Origin of the sequence: Nonomuraea sp. NPDC050478 (genome assembly GCF_044458265.1) — a bacterium.
Classification (GTDB): Bacteria; Actinomycetota; Actinomycetes; order Streptosporangiales; family Streptosporangiaceae; genus Nonomuraea; species Nonomuraea ferruginea.
Genome location: NZ_JBITHT010000003.1, coordinates 14,639 through 39,047, shown reverse-complemented (window position 1 = coordinate 39,047; position 24,409 = coordinate 14,639). Strand labels below are relative to the sequence as shown.

Annotated in this window: 23 protein-coding genes; 6 read left to right on the top strand and 17 right to left on the bottom strand. The window is 72.0% G+C overall.

Annotation, left to right across the window (positions count from 1 at the left end; all coding sequences use genetic code 11):
- Nucleotides 1-52: 52 nt before the first annotated feature.
- The 9 genes from ACIBF7_RS14540 to ACIBF7_RS14500 form a co-directional block, all read right to left on the bottom strand.
- The gene (locus tag ACIBF7_RS14540; protein ID WP_148030942.1) at nucleotides 53-748 is read right to left on the bottom strand and encodes an ABC transporter ATP-binding protein; all 696 of its coding nucleotides are present in this window, start codon (nucleotides 746-748) and stop codon (nucleotides 53-55) included.
- Nucleotides 735-1,523, bottom strand: a complete 789-nt coding sequence (locus ACIBF7_RS14535) for an ABC transporter ATP-binding protein (protein WP_148030943.1) — start codon at nucleotides 1,521-1,523, stop codon at nucleotides 735-737. The genes ACIBF7_RS14540 and ACIBF7_RS14535 overlap by 14 nt, the downstream gene beginning before the upstream one ends.
- A complete protein-coding gene (locus tag ACIBF7_RS14530; RefSeq protein WP_219547143.1) occupies nucleotides 1,520-2,428 on the bottom strand; it encodes a branched-chain amino acid ABC transporter permease in 909 nt (302 codons plus the stop codon). Before ACIBF7_RS14530 ends, ACIBF7_RS14535 begins: the two co-directional genes overlap by 4 nt.
- The gene (locus tag ACIBF7_RS14525; RefSeq protein WP_271280497.1) at nucleotides 2,421-3,272 is read right to left on the bottom strand and encodes a branched-chain amino acid ABC transporter permease; all 852 of its coding nucleotides are present in this window, start codon (nucleotides 3,270-3,272) and stop codon (nucleotides 2,421-2,423) included. Before ACIBF7_RS14525 ends, ACIBF7_RS14530 begins: the two co-directional genes overlap by 8 nt.
- A 137-nt stretch (nucleotides 3,273-3,409) precedes the next feature.
- Nucleotides 3,410-3,895 (bottom strand): VOC family protein, encoded by a 486-nt coding sequence (locus tag ACIBF7_RS14520; protein ID WP_271280498.1) that lies wholly within the window; start codon nucleotides 3,893-3,895, stop codon nucleotides 3,410-3,412.
- 87 nt (nucleotides 3,896-3,982) lie between these two features.
- The gene (locus tag ACIBF7_RS14515; protein ID WP_148030947.1) at nucleotides 3,983-5,164 is read right to left on the bottom strand and encodes an ABC transporter substrate-binding protein; all 1,182 of its coding nucleotides are present in this window, start codon (nucleotides 5,162-5,164) and stop codon (nucleotides 3,983-3,985) included.
- Nucleotides 5,165-5,291: 127 nt separating this feature from the next.
- The gene (locus tag ACIBF7_RS14510; RefSeq protein WP_397197268.1) at nucleotides 5,292-6,281 is read right to left on the bottom strand and encodes an aldo/keto reductase; all 990 of its coding nucleotides are present in this window, start codon (nucleotides 6,279-6,281) and stop codon (nucleotides 5,292-5,294) included.
- 26 nt (nucleotides 6,282-6,307) lie between these two features.
- The gene (locus ACIBF7_RS14505) at nucleotides 6,308-6,718 is read right to left on the bottom strand and encodes a MaoC/PaaZ C-terminal domain-containing protein (RefSeq protein WP_397197267.1); all 411 of its coding nucleotides are present in this window, start codon (nucleotides 6,716-6,718) and stop codon (nucleotides 6,308-6,310) included.
- The gene (locus tag ACIBF7_RS14500) at nucleotides 6,715-7,185 is read right to left on the bottom strand and encodes a MaoC family dehydratase N-terminal domain-containing protein (protein WP_271279677.1); all 471 of its coding nucleotides are present in this window, start codon (nucleotides 7,183-7,185) and stop codon (nucleotides 6,715-6,717) included. Before ACIBF7_RS14500 ends, ACIBF7_RS14505 begins: the two co-directional genes overlap by 4 nt.
- 152 nt (nucleotides 7,186-7,337) lie before the next feature.
- On the opposite strand from ACIBF7_RS14500, the gene ACIBF7_RS14495 reads away from it, so the two are divergent.
- On the top strand, nucleotides 7,338-8,276 hold the full coding sequence (locus ACIBF7_RS14495; protein ID WP_271279676.1) for an LLM class flavin-dependent oxidoreductase: 939 nt from the start codon (nucleotides 7,338-7,340) through the stop codon (nucleotides 8,274-8,276).
- Here ACIBF7_RS14495 and ACIBF7_RS14490 read toward each other — a convergent pair.
- Nucleotides 8,273-8,734, bottom strand: a complete 462-nt coding sequence (locus ACIBF7_RS14490) for a pyridoxamine 5'-phosphate oxidase family protein (protein WP_271279675.1) — start codon at nucleotides 8,732-8,734, stop codon at nucleotides 8,273-8,275. The genes ACIBF7_RS14495 and ACIBF7_RS14490 overlap by 4 nt on opposite strands.
- A 175-nt stretch (nucleotides 8,735-8,909) precedes the next feature.
- Here ACIBF7_RS14490 and ACIBF7_RS14485 point away from each other — a divergent pair, with 175 nt between their 5' ends.
- The 3 genes from ACIBF7_RS14485 to ACIBF7_RS14475 are packed head-to-tail and all read left to right on the top strand — an operon-like array spanning nucleotide 8,910 to nucleotide 11,673.
- Complete coding sequence (locus ACIBF7_RS14485; RefSeq protein WP_397197266.1) at nucleotides 8,910-9,911, top strand: alpha/beta hydrolase; 1,002 nt, start codon at nucleotides 8,910-8,912, stop codon at nucleotides 9,909-9,911.
- Nucleotides 9,908-10,684 (top strand): SDR family NAD(P)-dependent oxidoreductase, encoded by a 777-nt coding sequence (locus tag ACIBF7_RS14480; RefSeq protein ID WP_271279673.1) that lies wholly within the window; start codon nucleotides 9,908-9,910, stop codon nucleotides 10,682-10,684. Before ACIBF7_RS14485 ends, ACIBF7_RS14480 begins: the two co-directional genes overlap by 4 nt.
- Before the next feature lie 56 nt (nucleotides 10,685-10,740).
- Nucleotides 10,741-11,673: an NAD(P)-dependent oxidoreductase gene (locus ACIBF7_RS14475; protein ID WP_148030955.1), complete on the top strand. Its 933-nt coding sequence runs from the start codon at nucleotides 10,741-10,743 to the stop codon at nucleotides 11,671-11,673.
- Nucleotides 11,674-11,739: 66 nt separating this feature from the next.
- On the opposite strand, the gene ACIBF7_RS14470 is transcribed toward ACIBF7_RS14475, so the two are convergent.
- The 3 genes from ACIBF7_RS14470 to ACIBF7_RS14460 are packed head-to-tail and all read right to left on the bottom strand — an operon-like array spanning nucleotide 11,740 to nucleotide 15,885.
- Entirely contained in the window at nucleotides 11,740-13,698 is a 1,959-nt protein-coding gene (locus ACIBF7_RS14470) for an AMP-binding protein (RefSeq protein ID WP_271279672.1), read from the bottom strand.
- A gap of 25 nt (nucleotides 13,699-13,723) precedes the next feature.
- Nucleotides 13,724-14,719 carry a cyclase family protein gene (locus tag ACIBF7_RS14465; RefSeq protein ID WP_271279671.1) on the bottom strand — a complete coding sequence of 332 codons (996 nt, stop codon included), beginning with the start codon at nucleotides 14,717-14,719 and terminating at the stop codon, nucleotides 13,724-13,726.
- A gap of 32 nt (nucleotides 14,720-14,751) precedes the next feature.
- Nucleotides 14,752-15,885, bottom strand: a complete 1,134-nt coding sequence (locus tag ACIBF7_RS14460) for a S9 family peptidase (protein ID WP_271279670.1) — start codon at nucleotides 15,883-15,885, stop codon at nucleotides 14,752-14,754.
- A gap of 327 nt (nucleotides 15,886-16,212) precedes the next feature.
- On the opposite strand from ACIBF7_RS14460, the gene ACIBF7_RS14455 reads away from it, so the two are divergent.
- Nucleotides 16,213-19,209: a BTAD domain-containing putative transcriptional regulator gene (locus tag ACIBF7_RS14455; RefSeq protein ID WP_345482681.1), complete on the top strand. Its 2,997-nt coding sequence runs from the start codon at nucleotides 16,213-16,215 to the stop codon at nucleotides 19,207-19,209.
- Nucleotides 19,210-19,278: 69 nt separating this feature from the next.
- On the opposite strand, the gene ACIBF7_RS14450 is transcribed toward ACIBF7_RS14455, so the two are convergent.
- The 4 genes from ACIBF7_RS14450 to ACIBF7_RS14435 all read right to left on the bottom strand — a co-directional run bounded on the left by ACIBF7_RS14450 (nucleotide 19,279) and on the right by ACIBF7_RS14435 (nucleotide 23,377).
- Nucleotides 19,279-20,427: an amidohydrolase family protein gene (locus tag ACIBF7_RS14450; RefSeq protein ID WP_148030959.1), complete on the bottom strand. Its 1,149-nt coding sequence runs from the start codon at nucleotides 20,425-20,427 to the stop codon at nucleotides 19,279-19,281.
- Between the two features lie 87 nt (nucleotides 20,428-20,514).
- Nucleotides 20,515-21,702 carry an alpha/beta hydrolase family protein gene (locus ACIBF7_RS14445; protein WP_397197265.1) on the bottom strand — a complete coding sequence of 396 codons (1,188 nt, stop codon included), beginning with the start codon at nucleotides 21,700-21,702 and terminating at the stop codon, nucleotides 20,515-20,517.
- A gap of 44 nt (nucleotides 21,703-21,746) precedes the next feature.
- Nucleotides 21,747-22,229 (bottom strand): flavin reductase family protein, encoded by a 483-nt coding sequence (locus ACIBF7_RS14440; RefSeq protein WP_261808478.1) that lies wholly within the window; start codon nucleotides 22,227-22,229, stop codon nucleotides 21,747-21,749.
- Complete coding sequence (locus tag ACIBF7_RS14435) at nucleotides 22,226-23,377, bottom strand: acyl-CoA dehydrogenase family protein (RefSeq protein WP_364235484.1); 1,152 nt, start codon at nucleotides 23,375-23,377, stop codon at nucleotides 22,226-22,228. The genes ACIBF7_RS14440 and ACIBF7_RS14435 overlap by 4 nt, the downstream gene beginning before the upstream one ends.
- A 138-nt stretch (nucleotides 23,378-23,515) precedes the next feature.
- Here ACIBF7_RS14435 and ACIBF7_RS14430 point away from each other — a divergent pair, with 138 nt between their 5' ends.
- Nucleotides 23,516-24,409, top strand: a complete 894-nt coding sequence (locus ACIBF7_RS14430) for an SDR family NAD(P)-dependent oxidoreductase (RefSeq protein WP_397197264.1) — start codon at nucleotides 23,516-23,518, stop codon at nucleotides 24,407-24,409.

Sequence of the window (24,409 nt, the reverse complement as noted above, 5' to 3'; positions counted from 1 at the left end):
CGGCGGGATCACCGCCGGCCCGGCCGTTCCCACCTGGCCACCTGAGGTCGCGTCAGGCCAGGTAGGTCTCCAGCAGCCGGTTCTCGTCGAGGTCGGCGCTGTTGCCGGAGGTCACGACGTCACCGACGACCATCACGTAGGCCCGGTCCGCCACCTCCAGCGCCAGCCCGGCGTTCTGCTCCGCCACCAGCACGGCGGTGCCGGTGGCCACGACCCGCTTCAGCGCCTCCAGCACGTCCCCGACGATGCGCGGCGCGAGCCCCATCGACGGCTCGTCGATCATGAGCAGGCGCGGCTTGGCCATGAGCCCGCGCGCGATCGCCAGCATCTGCTGCTCGCCGCCGGAGAGCACGCCGCCGAGGTCGTCGAGCTTGCGCCCGAGCACCGGGAACAGGTCGATCATCTCGGCCATGCGCTCCTCGACCCCGCCGCCGGGCAGCCGGTAGCCGCCCATCAGCAGGTTGTCCCGCACGGTGAGCGTGGACAGGATGGCCCGTCCCTCGGGCACGTGGCTGACGCCGAGCCGGGCGATCCGGTGCGCGGCCGTGCGCCCCATCACCCGGCCGTCGATCTCGACGGTGCCGGCGGCGGGCCGTACCAGGCCGGAGATGGTCCGCAGCAGGGTGGTCTTGCCGGCGCCGTTCGGGCCGACGATGGCGACGGCCTCGCCGGTGCCGACCGTGAGGCTCACCCCGTGCAGCGCCTCCACCGCGCCGTAGCGGGTGACGAGGGATTCAACGACCAGCATCGGGTGCCTCCACTGCGTTACGGTCGTGGGTGCCGAGATAGGCCGTCTTGACCCGTTGGTCCTGCCACACCTCGGTGGGCCCGGCCTCGGTGAGGACGCGGCCCCAGTCGAGCACGACGACGCGGTGGCAGACCTCGGTGACGAGCCGGACGTTGTGGTCGACGAGCAGTACGGTCACGCCCTCGTCGTTGATCGAGCGGATGAGCTCGCCGATCTCGTCGGACTCGGTGCGGTTCATCCCGGCGGTGGGCTCGTCGAGCAGCAGCAGCCGGGGTTCGGTGGCCATCGCGCGGGCGATCTCGACGCGCCGCCGCATGCCGTAGGAGAGCTCGGCCACGTCGGCGTCGATCACGCCGGTGAGTCCGACGCGGTCGATGAGCCGCCGGGCCACCTCGTGCTGCTCGGCCTCCTCCCGCCTGCGGGTCCTGCCCATCTGCCAGCGGCGGCCCTTGAAGGACAGGTGACGGCCGATGAGGACGTTCTCCAGGACCGTGCTCTCCTCGAAGAGCTGCAGGTTCTGGTACGTGCGGGCGACGCCCGCGGCGGCGAGGCGGTGCGGGCGCAGGTCGGCCACGTCCGCCCCGGCGAGCCGGATGGTCCCGGTCGTCGGCTTGAGATAGCCGCTGATGAGGTTGACGACGGTCGTCTTGCCGGCGCCGTTGGGCCCGATGAGGCCGCAGATGGCGCCCTGCCGCACGGTGAACGAGACGTCGTCCACGGCCTTCATGCCGCCGAAGTGCTTGCTGACCCCGGACAGTTCCAGGAGTGCGGTCATGGGCTCGCCACCTTCTCCGCAGGTTCGTCGATCTTGGGAGACGGCGGGTTCCCACGGTCCCGCCATCGTCGTCGCAACCCCCGGTAGAGCGACCGGTCGGACAGGCCGTTCGGCGCCACCAGCAGCACCACCACGAGCAGCACGCCGTAGACGATGTCCTCCCAGTGGCCGCCGGCGACCTGCAACAGGTCGCGCAGGATCGTCAGCCCCCAGGTCAGCAGGACCGGCCCTGCCCAGTGCCCGTTGCCGCCGACGAGCACGTACGTGAACACGATCACCAGCGTGGCGAAGCCGTACTGGTCGGGGCTGATCACCATGGTCCGGTGCGCCTCCAGCGCCCCCGCGCAGCCGGCGATCGCGCCGGCGGCGGTGAAGGCCACGAACCGCACCCGGAACACGTTGATGCCCAGGCCCTCGGCGGTGCGCTCGTCCAGCCGCACCGCCTTGGCGGCCCGGCCGAAGTGGGAGCGGTGACCGAGCTCCAGCACGAGGAAGGCCACGGCCAGGGCGATGATGAGGTACTCCGTTTTCACCTCGACCGGGATGCCGGCGATGCCGTTCGGCCCGTTGGTGAAGTCGCTGATCCGGATCAGCACGACGATGGCCTGCGCGAGCGCGAGGCTCCCGAGCGCCATGTAGATGCCGCGCAGCCGCAGCACCGGCGGCGCGAACAGCGCGCCGATCGCCCCCGCGAGCAGCGTCGCGGCGAGGAGCCCGACGGCGAACGGCAGCTCGGTCTTGGTGGAGACGAGGGCGGCCGTGTAGCCGCCGACGGCGGCGAATCCCATCGGGGCCAGCGACATGATGCCGACCCGGAACGTGACGTGCACGCTCACCACGAGCAGGGTGAGGATGAGCGCGGTGTCCAGCCGGAAGAGCTGGAGCGGTTCGAGCCAGTCAAACACGTGCGGCCTCCTTCTTGCCGAAGAACCCGGACGGCCGCGCGACCAGCACCGCGAGGATGGTCGCGAACGCGATGATCTCCCGGAACACGCTGGACACGTACGAGGTCGCGTACACCTCGATGACGCCGAGCACCAGGCCGCCGACGATCGCGCCCTTCACCGAGCCCATGCCGCCGAGGATGATCACCGCGAAGGCGACCAGCAGGAGGCCGTCACCCGATGAGTAGGACACCTGAGCCGCCGACGCCGCGACGAAGATGCCGGCCACGGCGGCGAGGCCGCCGGCGACGAAGAAGCAGATCGAGAAGACGAGCTGGCTGTTCACGCCGAGCAGTTCGGCGGTCTCCCGGTTGTGGGCGACCGCCCGCACCGCCCGCCCCGACTTGGTGCGGTTCAGCCAGAAGGCGAGTCCGGCCATCGCCACGATCGCGATCGCCAGCATGACGACCTGGAGCCGCGGCACGTTCTGCCCCGCCACCTCGAAGGCCCCCACCGGGAAGCCCTGCCGGGGGAACGCCTCGGTCTGCGCGTCGGTGTAGGTGCGCAGGATCGTGGTGAGCACGAGCGAGACGCCGATCGTCGCGACGACGAAGGAGAACTCGGGCGCCTTGCGGGCCCGGAGCGGGGCGAGGACGGCCAGGTCGAGGAGCACCGACAGCACGCCGGCCGCCACCATGCCCACCAGGATGGCGAGCGGCACCGGCACTCCCAGGTGCAGGGCCGCCAGGGCGGCGAAGCTGCCCCAGGTCAGGATCTGCGCATGCGCGAAATTCAGGATGCCGAGGACACCCCACACCAAGGTGACGCCTACGCCCAGCAGGGCGTAGGTACTTCCCAAGGCCAAGCCGTTAATGGTCTGCTGCACACCATCCTCCGCTCCCTCTCACAGCCTTGGGGGACCAGGCTGACTTCGGTGTGACGAGATAGGTGCCCAGCGTTCCGTCAGCTCGTTAACGCCACCGTTACGTCCCGATACGGGCGTTAACCACGGCCGGATCCGAGCTCCGGGAACTCCATGAGGTTCAGCATGGTTCCGTCCGGGTCGCGGATCGTGAGCACGTGGCGGTGCCGGCCCGGCATGGGGGTGAGCGTGACCGGCCCGGCCACCACGGGCACGTCGTGCTCGCGGATCCGGGCGAGGGTGGCCGTCATGTCGCGGACGCGCAGGCCCAGCCGGGCCAGGCCGGGCTGCTTGGCCGTACGGGGGACGGGCTCGCCGCGCTCGTCGGCGAAGCACAGCAGGTCGAGGTAGGTCGCGGCGTCGTCGTCGCTCCAGGTCAGCAGCGCGGCCTTGCAGCGCACCGAGCCCGTGACGTCGAGGATCGCCTGGAAGTCCGCGGCGGCGTCGAACTCGAAGACCTGCCCGATCAGGCGGGCGCCGAGCACGCGGGTGTAGAAGTCGAACGACCGGTCGAAGTCCGCGCAGACCACGTTGGCGTGGACGAGGTGGGTGATGCCCAGGGTCATGGTGGAGGTCCTCTCTCCGTGCGAGTGACGACGCCGCCCCGGCACGCTGGTGGCGTGCCGGGGCGGCGGCTTCTCTGAAGGGACGGGTTATTTGCAGGCGGCGGCCGTCTGCGGGTCGAAGAGCGTGATCTTGCTGTCCACGATCTGCAGCTTGGTGCCCTTGACGCTGGCGGTGCGGTTGTCGGTGAAGCCGATCTTGCCGAACGGCGTGTCGATGTCGCTCAGCCCGGCGAGCGTGTCCCGGACGGTCTTCTTGTCCGTGGTGCCCGCCTCCTTGAACGCGTGCGCCATCGACCAGAGCGACGCGTAGCCGGCCGCCTCGAACACGGTGGCGGAGCGCTTCTCGCCGTGCTGCTTCCAGTAGTCGAGGAAGTGCGCGTTGTTCCCCTCGGTGCTCTGGCCGTTCCAGGCGGTCACGTACACGAAGCACTGCATGGCCTGGCCCGCCTGCTCCATGGTGGCGTCGCTCACGTCCGGCGCCATGAACACCGGGCCGTCGTAGCCGATCTCGTCGAGCTGCAGGTAGATCGTGCTCATCATGCCGGGCAGGGGCATGGTCACCAGCACGTCAGGGTTCGCCTGCTTGAGCTTGGTGAGCTGGGCCCGCACGTCGGTGTCGGTGCCGACGAAGGTCTCCTCGCCGACGGTGGTGATGCCCGCGGCCTCCAGCGTCTCCTTGCGCTTGCCGATGACGATCTTGGCCGCCTCGGAGTCGCTCTGGTACAGGTACGCCGCGGTCTTGAGCCCGGTGAACGTCTCGGCGAACTCCTTGTCGGCGGGCGGCATCACGTTCGCCATGTCCGGATAGAGACGGAACATGTAGTCGCCGACCTCGGTGACGCCGGCCGCGGAGAGCCCGACCGCCATCGTCGGGATGCCGTTCTGCTGGAGCTGCGGCCCCGCGGCGAGGAACGACGGGGTGAGGGTGAAGCCCACGACCGCGTCGACCTTGTCCGCCGCGAGCTTGAGCACCGCCTGCACGGCCTCCTGCTTGTCCGCCTTGGTGTCGATCTCCACGAGCTCGATCTTCGAGCCGCCGAGGAAGCCGGTGTCGTTGATCTCCTTGGCGGCGAGCCGCACGCCGTCGCGCTCGCTGGTCCCCACGCCCGCGATGCCGGCCGCACCGCTCAGGTCGAGCGGGACGCCGATCTTGATGGTGGAGGGCAGCCCGGCCGCCTGCGCGGTGTCGCCGCCCTCGTCACCGCCGGAGCCGCAGGCCGCCGCCAGCAGTGCCGCACAGAGGATTATCCCGAGTTTGCTCTTTCGCATATCAACCTTCCGGGGGGTCGACGACTCCGGCGGAGTCACCAGCATGTGACGGCGATGCGTCAGGGGGACCTGATCCTGCGGAGACCTCGTTAACGGGTCCGTTACGCTCGGTCGCCGCAGGGCGGGTTCACAGGCCGAGCAGGTTCTCGGCCGGCCGGTTCGCGGTCGCCAGGATCTCCGCGGCGCGGGCGAGGGTCTCGTCGTCCAGGTCGGCGGACAGCCCGCTGAGGCCGTCCGCCACCTCCGCCGCGTCGCGGCAGCCGAACAGCGCGACATCGGAGTACGGCTGGCGCACCGTCAGGGCCAGGACGAACGCGGCGAGCGAGAGCCCCAGCGGGTCGGCGAGCGCGCGCAGCCGCCGGGCGATCGCCAGATTGGCGGCGAACGCGTCACCGGCGAAGAACACGTTGCCCGACGTGCCGGAACGCCCCTCGCGGCGGCTGCGGCCCCGCCAGTCGTCGGGGTCGAACTCGTGGTCGTCGGTGAAGTCCTCCGACAGCAGGCCGTGCACGTACGAGCCATAGGTGATGCGCAGGCCGCCGCGCTCGCCCGAGGCGGCGAGCTCGTTCAGGTAACGGTGGTCGAGCAGGCTGAAGCTGTACTCGACGGCGGTCGGGATGCCGGTGGCCAGCGCCCGCCTGGCCGCCTCGGCGCCGAAGTTGCAGAAGCCGACGTCGCGGGCGAGCCCTTCCTCCTTGAGGCGCAGCAGGTTCTCCATCTGCTGCTCGGGGGTGAGGGCCGGATCGAACTGGTGCAGCAGGTAGACGTCGACGTGGTCGGTGCGCAGCCGGGTCAGCGACTCCTCCATGAACCGGCGCAGCGCGTCGTAGGAGGAGTCGCAGACCAGGGTCAGCAGGTTCGTCGGGTCGGTGTAGCGCACGCCGCCCTTGGTGCACAGCCGCACCTCGTCGCGCCGGCCCTGGAGGATCTCGCCGACGATCGCCTCCGACCGGCCCGAGCCGTAGAAGTGCGCCGTGTCGTAGAAGCGCACCCCCGCCTGGTAGGCGGCCTCGACCGCGCCCCGGGCCGCGTCCTCGTCCACCTGTCCGTACCCTTGCGCGATCATGGTGCCGCTGCCGAATCCGACACGGCCGATCAGCGGGTTTTCATCCGGCATGACAACGTCTCCTCGATCCGCGGAGGTCATTTCGCTTCTGCGGACGCGCGCACGACGGCGTTCCCCGTCATCACCACCGCGTCCTGCCCGTCGGTCACGGTCAGCGCGACCGCGGCCGTCCCGTCGCCGTGCACCGACTCCACCCGGGCGCGGGCGGTGAGCGTCGCCCCCGGGAACACCTGGGCGCGGAACCGCGCCTCGTACCGCAGCAGCGACTCGGGCCCGAACCAGTCGGTCAGCACCCGGCCCGCCATGCCCATCGTGAGCATCCCGTGCGCGAACACCGACGGGTAACCGGCGGCCTCCACCGCGAACCGCTCGTCGGTGTGCACCGGGTTGAAGTCGCCCGAAGCTCCCGCGTACTGGACTATCTGTGTCCTCGTCAGATCGCGGACGAGCACCAGCTCCCTGGTGTCGCCCGCCGCCACGGCCGTCATCCGCCCGCCCCCACCGTGGTGGAGGTGGTCACCGTCACCATCGTCGCGGTTACGACGGGCTCGCCCTCCTGGTCGCGGTACTCCGTGATCTTCTCGGTGAAGGTGAGCGCGCCGCCCCGCCGTCCCTCCTTCCGCCAGGTCCTGCCCGGACGGTCCACCGCGCTGAGCACGTCACCCTCGCGCACCGGCCGGTGGTACTCGTACCGCTGCTCGGCGTGGAGGCCGAGACCCGCGCCGTCGGCGGGGGGCGCTCCGGAGGGCGTCGCGCCCGAGCCCAGCCAGGGCTCGTCAGGCTTCGGCCGGACGGCGCTGTCCGGGTCGTAGTGGTCGGCCGCCCAGACGAACGTGGGCGGGGCGATCGCCGGAGTGCCGGTGATCGCGCCGTGGTAGGCCGGGTGGGGATCCCCGACGGCCCGCGCGAACATCATGATGTGGCCCCCCTCGACCGGGAACCGCTCGACTGCCATGCTCGTGCCTCCTGGTTGTCGGCCGTGACTCTCCCGCCTCGCCGTTCGCCCCGGGGTTACGAGCCCGGTTCGTAACGTCGCAGGTAACGGCGCGCCCGGCACGCTGGCGGCCCTCTGTCCGCGACGGCGACGCCCTCGCCGAGGAGGTCCACGTGCCCGCCGCCCCACGCCCGCGCATCGGGCTCAACCTGCCGCTGAGCTTCGCCGGCGCCGCCCCCGCCGCCATCGCCGCCTGGTTCGGCGGCGTCGAGGCCACGTCCGTCGACGCGCTGTGGACCCTCGACCAGCTCGCCGGGCGCATGCCCACTCCGGAGCCGATCGCGCTGCTGGGCTTCGCCGCCGCGCACACGACCCGCGTACGGCTCGGCATCGCCGTCCTCGTCGCCCCCGGCCGGGGCCCGATCGCGGCGGCCAAGCAGCTCGCCTCGCTCGACCACCTCACCGGCGGCCGGCTCGTGGTCGGCGTCGGCAGTGGTGACCGCCGTCTGTTCCCCGCGCTCCGGCTGGGCGACTGGGAGGACCGGCCTGGCGCGGTCCTGGACGAGTTCCTGACGGCGGTGCACCGCCTGTGGACCGGGACCGGCGTCACCCACGACGGCCCCATCTGGCCCTTCGCCGACGTCACGGTGACCCCGCGCCCGGTCGCGCCGCCCCCGCTGTGGGTCGGCGGCGGTTCGGTCCCGGCGCTGCGCCGGGCGCTGCGCCTCGGGTCCGGCTGGGTGGCGGCCGGTCGGCAGCCCACCGCCCGCTTCGCGGAGCTGGCCGTCCGCCTGGACGAGGTCGCCGAGCAGGAAGGCCGAGCCCGCGACTCCTTCAGCGTCGCCAAGCGCGTGTACCTGCTGGTCGAGCCCGACCGCGCCCGCGCCCACCGGACGATCGACGCCTGGTTCGGCGCCTTCTACGGCACCCCAGACCACGGCCGCGAGGCCACCGTCCACGGCGACGTGGCGACCTGCGCGGAACAACTCGCCGAGCTGGCCGGCCTCGGCGTCACCGACCTGATCCTGCACCCGCTGGACGAGTCGCCGCGGCACCAGGCCGCCGTGCTCGGCGGGCTCCTGCCCGCGATCACGGCGGCCTCGACCGGCTAACCGGCTGGCCGGCGCGCCGCCGAACGGGCGAAGTCCCAGCTCGCCCAGCGGTCGGCATGCACGACGATGCCGACCCGCGCGCCCGACAGCGCCATCTCCCGATAGTCGGGCCTGCCCCGCTCCGGGAAGTTGCGCGAGACGATCGCCTCACCGATGCGCAGCATCCCTTCGTCGTGCTCGACGAGCTCCGCGCGGCCGGTCACCGACAGGCCCTTCAGGCTGCCGTAATCCTCTCCCGAATCCACCAGGCACGCCACGCGCGGGTCGTTGCGCAGGTTGCGCGCCTTCACCGACGTACGCTGCGTCCACATCACGATCTCGCCGTCGAGCACCCCGAACCACATCGTGGCCAGATGCGGCGCCCCGTCCGGATCCAGCGTCGCGAGCTGCAGACTCTTACGCGACAGCAGGTAGTCCAGCCGTTCACCCGGCTCGATCGGCAGCGGCCTGTCACCCATGGCGGGCTCCTTTCTCCCGCGCCCACTACAGCCGCCAGGGCATACCCCGGGGCGGCGGCACACGGCGTAACGCGGGAGGTAATGGGGGATCGCGTTACGTGTCAGCGGTGAGCCCCGAATCCATGAGCCCCATGTTGATCAGCCCCGCTCTGACCCGGACGGGAGCCCTGCCACGATGATCGTCCCGGCCGACAACGAGATCCGGCTCGACCTCCCGGACGGTCCGCGGGTCGACACCGAGATCGTGCACTTCTACAGCGACGGCCTAAGGCTGACTGGCGTCCTGGTCACGCCGCGGGAGCGGGCGGGGGCCATGCCCGCCCTCATCGCCAGCCACGGCTGGAGCGGCGCGGTGAACTTCCGCGTCCTGCCGCTCGCCGGCCGCCTCGCGCGGCGTGGCTACGCCGTGCTCGCCCTCGACCATCGCGGCTTCGGCCGCAGCGAGGGCGCCCGGCTGCGCTGCGACCCGTACGAGCAGGTCCGCGACGTCTCCAACGCCGCCACCTACCTGGCGGGCCGGCCGGAGATCGACGGCTCCGCGCTGGGCGTGATCGGCGCCAGCTTCGGCGGGGCCATCGCGGTCGCCGCCGCGGCCGCCGACGAACGCCTCCGCGCCTGCGTCGCCCTCGTCCCGCTCGCCGACGGCCGCCGCTGGCTACGCGACCTGCACGCGGGCCCGCATGGCGGCCCGCACGGCGACCTGCACGGCGGCCCGCACGGCGGCCCGCACGGCCCGGGATCCTGGCCCGCCTTCCTGGACCGGGTCGCCCGGGACGAGGCGGAACGGGTGCGCACCGGCCTCGGCGAGCGGGTGCCGCTCGGCACGCTCATGCCGCTGCCGCCGAGCCCGGCCGCCGACGCCGAGGCCGCGCTCATCGCCACCGCCTATCCCGAGGGCTACCCGCTGGAGAACGCCCGGCTCGCCCTCGGCTTCTCTCCCGAGCAGCTGGTCTCCGCGATCGCCCCCCGCGCCCTGTGCCTGATCACCCCCGGCGACGACACGGTCATCCCGGCCGAGCACTCCCTCGCCCTGCACGCCCGCGCCGGCGAGCCCAAGGCGCTGCACCTGCTGCCGCACGGCGGTCACGGCGGCCCCATGGGCGAACTGGTCGACACCACCGCCGACCTGGCCGGCGCGTTCCTCGCCGAGCACCTGCCGCCCGGGGCGGCGTCATGACCGGCCCCCTCGACGGCCGGGTGGCCGTGGTCACCGGCGGCGGCTCCGGCATCGGCCGCGCCACCGTCGAACGCTTCGTGGCCGACGGCGCGCGCGTGGTGCTCGCCGATTACGCGGACTCCGCGGCCGGAGCGGCCGCCGAGATCGACCCCTCCGGTGCGCGGGTGGTCTTCCAGCGCACCGACGTCCGCCACGCCGACCAGGTGGACCGCGCGTTCCAGGTCGCGATGGACCGCTTCGGCCGCTGCGACATCGCGGTGAACAACGCCGGCGTGATCGCCGGCGGATCCCTCCACGAGGACGACGCCGACGACGAGTTCGACCAGGTCTGGCGCGTCTGCGTCGCCGGCGTCTGGCACGGCTGCCGGTCCGCCGTGGCCCGCATGCGCCCCAACGGCGGCGGCGTCATCCTCAACACCGCGTCGACGGCCGCGCTCTGGCCCACCCCGGCCTTCCCCGCGTACGGCCTGGCCAAGGCCGCGGTCGTCCACCTGACCCGCTCACTCGCCGCCGCGTACGGCCGCGACGGCATCCGCGTCAACGCCGTCCTGCCCGGCCCCACCCGCACCGGCATCTTCGCCGCCGCGACCGGTGACCTTGACATGGCGGACCTGGCGGACCTGGAACAGCGGTACACCGCGACGATGTCGCTCGGCCGCATGATCGAGCCGGAAGAGACCGCGTCCGCCTTCGCCTACCTCGCCTCCGACGCGGCGCGGTCGGTCACCGGCGCCGCCCTGCAGATCGACGGCGGTTTCCGGCCCGGCGGCTGACGCCCGGCCACCCCAGCATCCCGCGTTCCCCCGCCTCACCCATCAGGAGACCCGCAATGACCTATCTGGTCACCGGCGCCACCGGATTCATCGGCTCGTACGTCGTCGACCGGCTGCTGCGCGACGGCCACCCGGTGATCGCGCTCGACCGCCGCCCCGACTGGGCCCGCGAGCCGGCCGCCCCCGACCCGTCCGCTCTCACCTTCGTCGAAGGCGACGTCACCGACTTCTCCCTCGTCGCCGACCTGGTGAGCACCCACCGCGTGGACCGGATCATCCACCTGGCCGCCGAACTCCACGACCGCTCCGCCGGCCAGCGCGGCCAGTGCATCCAGTCCAACGTCGTCGGCACCTACAACGTCCTGGAAGCCGCCCGCCTGCTCGGCGTGTCACGCACCGTCCTGGCGAGCAGCGCGGCCCTCTTCAGCCCGGCACACCACGACCCCGCCCGCCCCATCGCCGAGGACGCCCGCATCCACGGGGGCGACGTGTACGAAGGCAGCAAGATCTTCGGCGAGACCATGGGCGAGTACTACCTGCGCACTCTCGGCGTCACCAACACCTCCATCCGCATCGGCCTCGCGTACGGCGCCGCCTGCCTCATCGGCACCGCCCGCCGGCTCGTCGACGAACTGGTCACCAAGCCGCTCGCCGGCGAGCCGGGCAGGCCCGCCTACCACGGCGGCTCGATGATGAACATGGTCTACATCCACGACACCGCCGACGCGTTCGTCCGCGCGAGCGAGGGCCCGGTCCCGTCGAGCCACGTCTACCACGTACGCGGCGACTACCGCAGCATCGGCGACATGGTGGAGGTCGCACGCAAGCTCATCCCCGGCGCCACCATCGAACCCGGCGACGCCGACCACCGCTGGCCCATGAACTTCGACGACTCCCTCTTCCGCCGGGAGTACGGCTACACGACCCGCTGGTCCCTGGAGGACGCGCTCGCCGACATCGTCAAGGAGAAGCGCTCCGAGACCGCCTGACCACGAGACGAACCCCGCGTCGCCCGAACGGCGGCGCGGGGTTCGTTGTCGAGGATCAGGCCCTGTTCAGACGCTGTCCCGGCGCGGGAAGCCGGTCAGCGGTTCCCGGCTCTCCAGGGCGGTGACGTCGCCGGGATCGGCGCCGATGTAGACGGCGCGGGCGACGCGGCGCATCACCTTGCCGTTGCGGGTCTTCGGCAGGGCCGCGACCGCGTGGACGGCCTTGGGACGGGTGGCCTTGCCCTCGCGGGCCACGATCGACTGCTCCAGGCGCGGGAGGACCTCGGCCGGGTCGGCGTCCCCGGTGAGGACGACGAAGCAGACGAGGGCCTCGCCCTTGAGGTCGTCGGGGACGCCCACCGCGGCGGCCTCCACGACGGCGGGGTCGTCGACGAGGAGGGACTCGATCTCGGCGGGGCCCACGCGCTTGCCGGCGAGCATGATGGTGTCGTCGGAGCGGCCGAGCAGGAACCAGTGGCCGTCGGGGTCGACGTAGGCGAAGTCGCCCTGCTGCCAGTTGCCGGGGAAGCGGCTCCAGTAGGTGGACAGGTAGCGTTCCGGGCCGTCCCACAGGCCCTTGGTCATGCCGGGCCAGGGGGCGCGGACGACGAGTTCGCCGACCTGGCCGCGGACGGGGCGGCCGTCCGGGTCGAAGACGTCGGCGGCCATGCCGAGCGAGGGGGCGGAGAAGCCCGCCGGCTTGATCGGGCGGTGCACGGAGCCGCTCACGATGGAGGCGCCGCATTCGGTGCCGCCGCTCATGTTGACGATGGGGGTGCGGCCCTTGCCGACGTGGCGGAAGCACCACCACCAGGGCTCCAGGTTCCACGGCTCCCCGGTGCTGCAGATGACCCGCAGGTCGGGGAGCGCGTGGGCGTCCGGCCACCGGTCACCGAGACCGGCGAGGACCCGGATGAGGGTGGGGGAGACGCCGAGCGCGGTGACGCGGTGACGCTCGACGACCGACCAGAGGCGGTCGGGGGTGGGATGGTCGGGCGTGCCCTCGTACAGGACGGCGGTGCCGCCGTTGGTGAACGCGGCCGTCACCACGTAGGCGCCCATGACCCAGCCCATGTCGGTGACCCACATGAGGCGCTCGCCGACGTCCATGCCGAAGCCGTGCCGGGCCTCCTGCGCGAACTTGAACGGCAGCCCGGCATGGGTGTGCAGGCAGCCCTTGGGCCGGCCGGTGCTGCCGGACGAGTACAGCAGGACGCAGGGGGTCTCGGCGTCGAAGACCGGGGTCTCGGTCATCGGCTCGGCGGCGGCCGTCGCCTCGTCCCACCACTCGTCGCGGCCGGGCACGAGCGGGATGTCGCGGCCGAGACGGCGGACCACGAGCACGGTGCGCAGGCCGGGGGCGTCGGCGGCGGCCTCGTCGGCGGTCTCCTTGAGCGGCACGAGCTTGCCGCGCCGCTCGAACCCGTCGGCCGTGACCATGAGCTTCGCCCCCGAGTCGAGCAGCCGCTCGCGGACGGGTCCGGGGCCGAACCCGCTGAAGAACGGGGCCACGACGGCGCCGATCTTCGCGGCGGCGAGCATGACGACGGCGGCCTCCGGCACCATCGGCAGGAACAGCGCGACCACGTCGCCGACGCCGACCCCGCGCGCGGCGAACGCGCCGGCGGCGCGGTCGATCTGCTCCTTCAGCTCGCCGTAGGTGAGGGTGCGCACCGCGCCGTCGTCGCCCTCCCAGACGATCGCCTCGGCGCCGGCGCGGCCCTCGTCGATCCAGCGGTCGACGGCGTAGTCGGCCCAGTTGAGTCCGCCGCCCTTGAACCAGTGCGGGAACTCGGGGCCGTCGGACAGGTCGAGGACCTTCTCGTACGGTCGCCGCCAGCGCAGCCCGACGTCGTCCGCGGCGGCGGCCCAGAACCATTCGGGATCGGCGGCGGCGCGGTCGGCGACCTCGTCGACCGAGGTGAGGCCGTGCCGGGCGGCCATCCGGCCGAGCGGGGTGCCGGGGAAGGCGGCGGGGTCGGGCTCCCACGCGATGGGGAGCCGGTTCAGCTCGTCGACGTTCACGGGAATCTCCGGAAGGCGGGCGGGGTCATTTGATCGCCAGCGGGTTCAGCGGGGACCCGACCGCCTTGGTGAACGGCAGCGGCCCGGCGGCGAACATGAACTCGTAGACGCCGTCGGCGGCGCAGTCGTCGGCGAGCTTCTCCAGGTCGAAGATCTCGCCGATCAGCAGGCCGGCGTTGACGAGCAGCACGATGTGCACCGGCTGGAAGATCTCGTCGGTCTCGTTGGGCCGGACCTCCATGCCCCAGGTGTCGGTGGCGACGCCGGCGATCTCGTTGCCGCAGATCCAGTGCGCGGAGTCCAGCGAGAGGCCGGGGGCGTCGCCGGCCGCGTAGTCGCCCCACGAGCCCCGCGCCCGGCACATGGCGATGTGCCCGGTGCGGACCAGGACGAAGTCGCCGCGGCCGACGGTGACGCCCTGCGCCTCGGCGCAGGCGGCGAGTTCGGCGCTGTCGATGCCCTGACCGGGCTCCAGCCACGGCACGCCGCGGTGGCGGGGGATGTCGAGCAGCACCCCCCGGCCGACGACCTTCTCGGTGGTCAGCTCGATGCCGCACTTGCCCGCTCCGGTGCTGGAGACGTGCTCCTGGCCGAAGCCGTTGTACATCTTGCCCTCGTAGAACACGTGCGACAGGGCGTCCCACTGGGTGCCTGACTGCAACGGCATGTAGACGGCGTCGTCGGCGTAGCGGAGCCTGGCCATGTGGTCCTGGGCGCCGATGGCGGCGTCGCCGCCGTCCTGCAGCATGAGGTGGATCGGGTTCACCCGGCCGCCCCAGCCGTTCTGCGGGCCGTCGCCGTCGTACGGCAGCGCGCAGGAGATCACCTTGCCCTGGCGGACGAGCGCGGAGGCGGCGACGACCATCTCCGGCTCGATGTAGTTGAGCGTGCCGATCTGGTCGTCGGGGCCCCACTTGCCCCAGTTGCGGTATCGCTCGCACAGGGCGTGGACGTCGTCCAGCGTCACCTTTCCGCGGCCGTCCCCGGCGGTGCCGGTGCTCACGTCAGTGTCGGTGCTCACGTCAATGTCTCCCCATCGTCGCGGAACGGGACTCAGGACTGCGCGGGCAGCGTGCCGAAGCGCTGGGCGAACCAGTCGGCGATGAGCTGCCGGGCGGGGTCTGGCTCGTCGGTCTGGCAGTGCTCGGCGCCGCCTTCCGCGACGGTGAAGATCCGCAGGGTCTTGTCGGCCGAGCCGGCCGCCTCGTACGCCTTGTGCGCGTCCTCGACGGCGACCTGGCGGTCGTTCTCGCCGTGCACGATCAGCAGCGGCTGGGTGAGCTTGGGCAGCACGTCGACGAGCGTCCACTGCCGCACCCGCTCCAGGCCGGCCTCCATCGTGTCGGTGCCCATCACCCAGGGGAGCTGGAACCACGGCACCGAGACTGTCTTGGACCGGGTGGCCCAGCGCTTCTCCCAGGTGGCGCCCCAGTCCCAGATGCCGCCCCAGGCCGCGCACGCCTTGATCCGCGGCTCGAACGCGGCCGACCGCGGCGCGTAGTAGCCGCCGAGGCTGATGCCCATGACGCCGATGCGGTCGGCGTCCACGTCCGCGCGGGTCTCCAGGTAGTCGATGACGGCCCCGGTGGGGACCTCGTAGTCGGGCCGGGAGGGCACGTTCCGCAGCCGGAGCGGCTCGCCCACGCCGGGGCTGTCCATCACCAGGCAGGTGATGCCGCGGCGGACGAACTCCTCCTCGACGAAGCCGTACAGGATCTCCTTGGTGACGTCGAAGCCGCCGTAGAAGATCACGACGGGGGCGGGCTCGGCGGTGCGGGCGGGGATGAGGTAGCCGGGCAGGACGCCGTCGGGAGAGGGGACCTCGATGCGCTCCACGTTCAGCGGCGCCAGCTCGACGGCCTTCTCGAACGCGTCGAGCGCGGCGCGGTAGCTGGCCGTCTTCTCGGGGCCGGGGGCGATCTGCCGCTCGCCGCTGGCGTGGTAGACCGAGGCGCGCAGATAGCGCAGGCCCGCGCTGCGGCGCAGCCCCGCCTGGAGGTCCTTCTCGGCCTGCTCCTCCTGCTGGCCGGCCATGCCCGCCCACGCCTTGCCCCAGGCCTCGGGCTCGGGCTCGCCGTCGCGCAGCGGCGCGAGCCAGCGGTGCATCTCACCGAGCGAGCCGCCCGCCATGAGGGCGAGGTTGAAGGCCGATGACCACATGTAGTTGTCCGGGAAGTAATAGAACACCGTGCGGGCTCCGTTCACGTGCGGTGGGGGCAGAGGGCTCCACGAGCCACCTCATCCGGCCCGCGTTACCACCGTCGTTATGGCCCTGCCGGGATCCGGAGAGGCGGTCCGGGTGACGCCCGGAGAATGCCCGGGTGGCACGATCGGTGCCTGGCGAACGACCGCCCTAAGTGATCTCTATGGGGATATATCGCCCAAATGACATTAAATGGCCAAGAAGTCTTGACTTTGGTCGTCCCGTACCACTTTATGGAGAGACCACACCGCCGTAACGCGGGGATTTCGGCGGCCTTGCGTGACGTTACACTTCCGTGAACTGAGGTCGGCATGATCTTGAGTCACAAGGTCCTCCCCCCGGGACTACCACGTGGCACCATCGCCCGAGACCGCCTTGACGAGCAGTTCGCCACCCTCCTCGATGTCTACGAGACCATCGTGATCTTCGCCGCGGCAGGGTCCGGCAAGACCGTCCAGACCCGGATGTTCGCCGCGCGGTTCGGCTGGCCGCTCGCCTGGCTGACGCTCGACGCCGGCGACCGCAGCCCGTCCCGGCTGATGACCTACCTGGCCAAGGCCCTCGCCGAGGTGAACCCCGAGGCGCCGCGCACGGTGGAGACCGCGCTGGAGGAGGGCTTCCCCGCGGCCGAGGTCGCGGCGATGCTCGCCGAGGGCATCCACGACACGTCCCTGCTGCTCGTCCTGGACGACTGCGAATGGCTGGTGGAGGCGGACGAGGCGGTCGACGCGCTCGGCGTCTTCCTCGACTACCTGCCGCCGAACGTCCGCACGATCATCCTCAGCCGCGAGGACCTGGGCGGCCCGATCGGCCGCATGATGCTGCAGGGCCGGATCGCCCGGGTGAGCGGCGAGGACCTGGCGCTGAGCATGGACGAGGCGCGCACCCTGCTCGCCGCGCACGGCCAGGGCGGCCGGGACCCGGCGCCGCTGATGGAGGCCACGAAGGGCTGGATCGCCGCGGTGGCCTTCGACATCGTCCCCGGGCTGCAGTCGGGGAACGGGCCGGACGTGCTGGCCGGCTTCGTCTCCCGGGAGATCCTCGCCCGCCTCCCTGAGGAGGAGCAGGACTTCCTGCTGCGTACGTCGATCCCGGCCGGCGTCACCGCCAGGGCCGCCGTCGCACTCTGCGGCGAGAAGGGCTACCGGCTGTGGCAGTCGCTGGGCTCGCGGCACCTGCCGGCGACCAAGGTCGACCGGGCGCTCGTCTACCACCCCCGGTTCCGGCAGCATCTGCGTGAGCAGTTGCAGGCCCGCCTGCCCGGGGAGCTGCCCGAGCTGCAGAGCCGCTACGCCCGCCTGCTGGAACAGTGCGGCATGCACGAGGACGCCGTCGAGACCTACCTGGAGGCGGGAGAGCTGGAGAAGGGCGCGGACGCGGCCGAGCGCGCCGTGGCCGCGCTGGCCGCGCGCGCGGACTGGCAGGTGCTGCTGCGCTGGCTGGAGGCGTTCGGCCCGGCGGCGGTCGAGTCCCGTCCGGTCCTGCTCGGCGCCGCGCTGCGGGCGCTGTACGGGGTGCGGCGCATCCCCGAGGCCCAGGCGCTCATCCTCCGGCTGCACCAGGAGGGCGTGCTCAGCGACGTCGCCAAGGCCGACCCCGGTGCGGTGGCGTTCGTCGGTTACGCCATGCAGTGGCGCCCGGCCGATGCCCTGGAGCTGGTGCGCGGCTACGAGGGCGACTTCCGGGCCGAGGCGGTCCGCTACGAGCTGGAGGCGGTGGCGGGCCGCGAGCCGGTGGCGCCGCCGCCCGGCCGCGACTGGGTGGACAGCGAGCGCGTCTACTCGTGGGGACTGCTCGTGCAGGGGCGGCTCGACCAGCTCCTGCGGATGCTCCCCGACGAGGGGGACTGGCCGCCGCGCTCCTTCTTCCGCACCCCCCACCCGCTGCTCGCCCTGGTGTGGCGGGGCGAACTGGCACTCGCCCGCGAGCTGCTCGACGAGGTGCCCGAGGCGATCAAGTTCGGCGCCCACACCGACCTGTGGTTCTTCCACGAGGCATGGCTGCTGTGGGCCGAGGGGCACGTCGAGGAGGCGCTGGCGGCCGCCGAGGCCGCGGTCGACCACAGCCGCAGGACCCTGTTCGGCTGGGAGCCCTGCTTCGAGGTCGTGGTCGGCGTCCTGCAGCTCGCGCTGGGCCGGGTGGACGACGCCCGCATGACGCTCGCCGACGCGATCAGCCGTTCGGCGGCGAGCGGCAACCGCTGCTACGCCGAGTGGGGCCAGACCTTCCAGGGGCTCGCCTACCTGCGCATCGACCGGCCGGAGGACGCCGCCCGGGTGCTGCGCACCGCCACCGAGGCGATGCGGGCGGCCGGCCGCACGCTCATGCTGCCGTTCGCCGCGGCCTACCTCGCCGAGGCCGAGGCCCGGCTGGGGCGTGCCGAGGCGGCGTCGGCCGCGGTCGAGCTCGCCTACGCGACCGCCAGCTCGATCGGCTGCCTGTTCGTGCTCAAGAACGCGCTGAACGACGTACCGGGCGTGCTGCGCCGCCAGATCGAGAACGACGCCGGCGGCACCCGCTGGCGTCAGCTCGTCGGGCAGCAGCCGCCGGAGGTGCGCAAGCGGCAGCCGGCCGTCCCCTCCGAGCGGGTGATCGTCGTGGACGTGCACACGCACGGCCCGGTGGTCGACCTGATCGTGGACGGCGTGCCCCGCTGCTCGCGCCGCACCAAGGTGCTGGAGCTGGCCGCCTATCTCGCGCTGCACCCGGAGGGCGTGGAGCGGCACCGGCTGCAGGAGCGCCTGTTCCCCGACGCGGACCCGCGCCGCGGCGGCAACTACTTCCGCCAGGTGGTGCACAAGCTGCGCCAGGCGACGGGGGTGAACCTGTCCAGGACCGCGCACGGTCACGTCCGCTGGGCGGACGGCCTGTACGTGGACAGCACCGACCTGCGCTTCGAGCGGATGATCGGCGAGGCGTACCGGCTGCGGGGCGAGGAGCGGCTGGACTGCATCGAGTCCACGCTGGAGATGGTCGAGGGACCGTACCTGCCCGAGAGCGAGCTGGAGTGGGCCGAGGAGCGCCGTCACGAGCTGGAGGTGATGATCGTGAACGCGGCGGTGGACGCGGCCCAGGTGGCGGTGTCCCTGGGCTATTTGGAGCGTGCCAGGCAGGCGGCCACGTTCGCGATCAACCGCGACCCGTTCTGCGAGTCCGCCTACTGCGTGCGGATGCGGGTGGAGGGGGCCCTGGGCTCACCGCACGCGGTCCTGGCCGAGTTCCAGCGGCTCACCACGGCTCTGGCCGAACTCGGGGTCGAGCCGACCCCGGCGACCCGGCAGCTCGTCCGCGAGCTTCGGGCGACCTGACCGCGGGCCCGACCCGCGCGAAAACGGTGCGGCGGCGGCCGGAGGGGGCCGCCGCCGCACCGTTCGCCGTCAGGAGCTGACGAGGCGGGGGATGTCGAGGCCGAACAGGTCGATCGCGTTGTCGTGGGTGATCGCGGACACGACGGCGTCGTCCACGTCCTGGAAGTCGTGGGCGACCTGCTCCTGGGCGAAGGGGAAGTTGCCCTCGGTGTGCGGGTAGTCGCCGGCCCACATCAGGCGCTTCTCGTCGAGCATGGGCAGGGTGAGGATGCCGGGGCGGTCGTCCTCGAAGGTGGCCCAGAAGTTGCGGTTGAAGTACTCGCTGGGCTTCATCGACAGCTCGGGCACGGTCCAGCGGTGGTGGTCGGTGAACATGTGGTCCATCGTGTTGAGCTGGAAGGCGATCCAGCCGATGCCGCCCTCCACGAGGATGAACCGCAGGTTCGGATGCCGCTCCGGCACGGCCCCGTAGACGAGCTGCATGAACACCCAGCCCAGGCTGATCTTGTTGCCGATGGCGGTGGTCCAGAACACGCCGGGCGTGGTCTTGTCGTTGAAGATGGCGACCTGACCGGCGGCCTGGTGGAACCCGACGGGCACCCCGATCTCCTCCAGCACCGCCCACAGCGGCTCCCAGTGGGCGTCGCCCCAGGCCATGCCGGGGACCGCCTGGGGGAGGAGGAAGGTCTTGGCGCCGCGCGCGGCCCAGCGCTTCGCCTCCTCGATCGCGGGCTCGACCGGGCCGTTGCCCACGGGGAGCGCGACGGCGCCGATCAGCCGGTCGGGGGCGTGCGAGCAGAACTCCTCGAACAGCCAGTCGTTGTAGGCGCGGACGCAGGCGACCTTGAGGTCGAAGTCCGGGATGCTGTGCACGATCAGCCAGCCCGGATAGACGACCTCGGCCCGGACGCCCTGGCTGTCCTGGTCCTCCAGGCGCGCGACCGGGTCGTACGCGCCCGCCCGCTGGTCCTCGAAACGGTAGCCGGTGGGCTTGGTGATCACACCGTTGATCTTGGTGTTGATCATCGCGCCCTCGGTGCCGACCGGCTTCGGCGACATCCCCGTGTTCGGCACGATGAAGTAGTCGCCCTGCTCGGTGGACTGCACCTGCGGGGCCTGGTGCTGGAAGCGTTGCGGCAGCCTCTTGAGCCAGAGGTCCTTCGGCTCCACGACATGGGAGTCGACCGAGATCAGCGGACGGGGGTTACCGGTAGACATCGTGAGCTCTCTCCAGGTGGTGGGCGGTCGTCGGATCTGTTCCGGCTGGTGCGGGGCACGCTAGGCGGCGCACCGTTAAGCCGGTCGTTATCGGGAGGTGGCGGACGCGCCGAGCCGGTCGGCCAGCCACCGGTTGATCTCGGGTACGGCGATCGACAGGTTGTCCATCTGGCAGTGCTGCGCGCCGCCCTCCTCGGCGGTGAAGATCCGCAGCGTCTTGTCCGGCGAGCCGCACGCCTCGAAGAGCAGGTGGGCGTCGGACACCGGCACCTGCTGGTCGTCCTCGCCGTGCACGAGCAGGAACGCGCCCTTCATCCGGGGCACCACGTCGGCCAGCCGGAAGCCCTCCAGGACCTTCAGCGCCTCCTGCGTGGAGCCGGTCCCGGTGGACCACACCAGGTGCTCGCCGGGCACCGGGAGCTGCTTGGCGAACGCGGCCTCGATGCGCTCGCTCCAGACCCGGTGGTAGTCCCAGATCGCGCCCCAGGCGGCGCACGCCTTGAACCGGGGGTCCATGCTCGCGCTGCGCGAGGAGTAGTAGCCGCCGAGGCTCAGCGCGAGCACGCCGATCCGCTCCGGGTCCACGTCGTCGCGGCCCTGCAGCCAGTCGGCGGCCGCGCTGCCGGCCACCTCGTAGTCGTGCCGCAGGGAGACGCCGCGGAAGCGCACGGCCTCACCGACGCCGGGGCTGTCCAGCGACAGCACCGAGACGCCCCGGGCGAGCAGGTCCTCGACGCCGAGGAACCAGTTGTGCTCCTTGTTGCCGTCGAAGCCGCTCATGAACAGCACGGCGGGCGTCCGCTCACCGGGCGAGCGCGCGGCGGAGACGAAGAAGCCGGGCAGCGCGGTGTCCTCGTACGGGACGTCCACGTACTCGACCCGGTACCGGTCGTCGAGCTCGGCGGACAGCCGGAAGCAGTCGACCATCGCGCGGTAGGCGTCGAGCGCCTCGTCGTCCTTGGGGAAGCGGAACCGCTCGGCGGCGAAGTAGTAACTCGTCGCCCGCCGGTAGTGCGCCATGGCGGCGCGCCGGTCGCCGAGCTCCCGCGCCTCCTCGGCGAGCGCCCGGACCTGGTCGCCCATGGCGCGCCACTCGCGGAACCAGCGCTCGTCGTCCCCCACGTGCCCGGCGAGCCGCCGGCATACCCTGTCGACCTCGCCGACCTCGGCGCCGCCGGCCGGGATCACGGCGAGCACGAGCATGACGTTGTACGACCATCGGTAGTCCTCGGGAAACTGCGCGTGCCATTCGGCCTGGCGGATCGCGGCTACCACGTGTGTCCTCCTGTACGTTCCGGGTCAGTGATCGCGGGTGGGCGTCAGAACAGCCGGTAGGCGCTGCGGTAGAACAGCAGCGGCGCGGCCTCGGTGTCGGCGTCGAGATCGAGCACGCGGCCGAGCACCACCGTGTGGTCGCCGGCCTCGTACGTCTCGACGATCTTGCATTCGATGTGCGCGTGCACGTCGCGCAGCACGGGCGCGCCGGTGATGCCGGGGGTGTGCGTCACGCCCGCGAACCGGTCGCCCTTGCGGGCGAACGCCCGGGCCAGCTCCTCCTGGCCGGCCGCGAGCACGTTCGCGCAGAAGTGCCCGGCGGCGCGGATCGCCGGCCACGTGGACGAGGTGTGCGCGGCGCAGAACAGCACCAGCGGCGGGTCCAGCGACACCGACACGAACGAGTTGACCGCCATGCCCACCGGCGGCCGGCCGGGCTGGGCGGCGGTGATCACGGCGACGCCGGTCGCGAAGCAGGCCATCACCCCGCGCAGGTCGTCGCGGGCGATGCCCGGGAGCGTGCTCACAGTCCCACCCCGTCCGCGTACCGGGCCCGGTGCCGGTCGGGGTCGCCGAACAGCAGCGCCGACGACATCGCCCGCTTGACGTACAGGTGCGCCGGGTGCTCCCAGGTGAATCCGATGCCGCCGTGGACGTGCACGTTCTCCCCGGCGACCATCGTGTAGGCCTCCGAGCAGTACGCCTTGGCCAGGCTGGCGATCACGGGCAGCTCCGGCAGGTCCTCGCCGGCGGCGTACATCGCGTAGTGCGCCGCGGACCGAGCTGTTTCGACCGCCATGAGCATGTCGGCGCACTTGTGCTTGATCGCCTGGAACGACCCGATCAGCCGGCCGAACTGGCTGCGCACCTTCGCGTACTCGACCGCCATCTCCAGGCACCGCTGCGCCCCGCCGACCTGCTCGGCGGCGAGACCGGCCGCGGCCAGGTCGAGCACCCGCTCCAGCACCGGCCCCGCGCCGCCCTCGGGCCCGATCAGCCTGGCCGGGCTGCGGTCGAACTCCAGCACCGCCTGCCTGCGGGTCTGGTCCATGGTGGGCAGCGGCTTCCTGGTCACCCCGGCGGCCTCCCCGAAGACCGCGAACAGCGACAGGCCGGCGCCGGTCCTGGCGAAGACCAGCAGCAGGTCGGCCACGTGCCCGTCCAGGACGAACGACTTGACGCCCGTCAGCCGCCAGATGCCGTCCTCCACGGCCGCGCGCGCCTCGACGTCCTCGCCCCACCACGACCCGGAGCGCTCGGTGAGCGCCACCGTGGCGATCGTCTCGCCGGCCGCGATGCCCGGCAGGAAATCGTCCTTCGCCTGCTCGTCACCGGAGTGCAGCAGCGCGTTGGCGGCGAGCACCACGGTGGAGAAGAACGGGGCGCACATCACCGCCCGGCCCATCTCCTCCAGCACCACGCCGAGTTCGAGGAAGGTCGCCCCCGAGCCGCCGAAGCGCTCGGGCAGGGCGAGCCCCTGCAGGCCGAGCTGCTCGGCCATCTGCCGCCACACCAGCGGGTCGTAACCCCGCTCGTCCTCCATGAGGCGGCGTACCTGTGTCTCCGGTGAGACGTGCTCAACGAACGACCGCACGCTCTCCCGGAAGTCCTCGTGCTCCTCGGCGAGGCCGGTGAACGACGCGGTCGCGTCGGCTAGCTGTTGAAGTCCGCTCATGTCAGGGGACGGTAGGCCGCGGGCGTGCACCGGCCATGAGCGGCGGAAGCCGTAACGCCCGCAGTAACTCCTCGCGCGCAAGAGTGCGGCTGGTGCCGACGCCGGTGCGTGCCCCGCCCCGAGAAGGAGGAAATTGCCGTGGATCTCAGCTTCGACGGTCGTGTCGCCGTCATCACGGGAGCAGGTGGAGGGCTCGGCCGGGCCCACGCTCTCGAACTCGGGCGCCGCGGTGCGAAGGTGGTCGTCAACGACATGGGCACGTCCCTGTCCGGGGACGGGGTGGAGCAGGACCGCGCGGCGATCGTGGTCAAGGAGATCGAGGAGCTCGGCGGCATCGCGGTGGCCGACACGAACTCGGTCGCCACCGTGGCCGGCGGCCAGGCCGTGATCGACACGGCGCTGTCCGCGTTCGGCCGGGTCGACGTCATCGTGAACAACGCGGGCATCCTGCGCGACAAGACCTTCCACAACACCAGCACCGACGACGTGGACCCGGTGCTCGACGTGCACCTGAAGGGCGCGTTCAACGTCACCCGCCCGGCCTGGGCGCACTTCAGGGAGCAGGGGTTCGGGCGGGTCGTGGTGACCTCGTCGTCGGCCGGGTTCTTCGGCAACTTCGGCCAGTCGTCGTACGCCGCGGCGAAGCTCGCCCTGGTCGGCCTGATCAAGGTGCTCGCGATCGAGGGCCGCAAGTACGACATCAAGGCGAACGCGATCGGCCCGGTGGCGCAGACCCGCATGACCGAGGGCTTCGACAACCCGCTCGCGGACCACCTGGACCCCGCGCTGGTCTCGGCGGTGGTCGCGTACCTGTGCCACGACTCCTGCGAGCCGTCCGGCGAGATCCTCAGCGCGGGAGGCGGGCGCGTGGCGCGCGTGTTCGTCGGCGTCACCCGCGGATACCTGAACGGCGACCTGACCGCCGAGGACGTCCGCGACAACCTGACCGAGATCTTCGACGACGCCGGCTACGTGGTGCCGGAGAACAGCATGGCCGAGATGACCCTGCTCGCCGAGATGCTGGGGAAGTGA